The 302-nt window shown below is 65.9% G+C and carries 1 pseudogene; it reads left to right on the top strand.

Annotated elements, in window-relative coordinates:
* A pseudogene (locus EN859_RS36885) lies at positions 1–302 on the top strand (carbon monoxide dehydrogenase); the annotation flags it as partial.

Genomic DNA, 302 nt, shown 5'->3' with positions numbered 1-302 from the left:
AGATCATCACGGCGGTGAGTTTCATCGCTCCGGCCAAGGCGGCCTACCAGAAGTTCCGCAACCCGGCTTCGCGCTACGCCATCGTCGGCGTGTTCGTGGCCAAGGGCAAGGACGGGGTGAGGGCGGCGATAACCGGGGCCGGCGAGGACGGCGTCTTCCGCTCCAAGGAAATCGAGGCGGCGCTGGCGAAGAGCTTCGACGCCTCGGCGCTCGACGGGCTCAAAGTGCCGGCAAAGGGGCTGATGAGCGATATCCATGCCTCCGCCGACTACCGCGCCAACCTGATCGCGGTGATGGCAAAG

The organism is Mesorhizobium sp. M00.F.Ca.ET.216.01.1.1 (assembly GCF_004010325.2).
In the GTDB taxonomy this organism is placed as follows: Bacteria; Pseudomonadota; Alphaproteobacteria; order Rhizobiales; family Rhizobiaceae; genus Mesorhizobium.
Note: the sequence above shows the minus strand (reverse complement) of the source record. Positions and strands in the feature narration are given on the sequence as shown.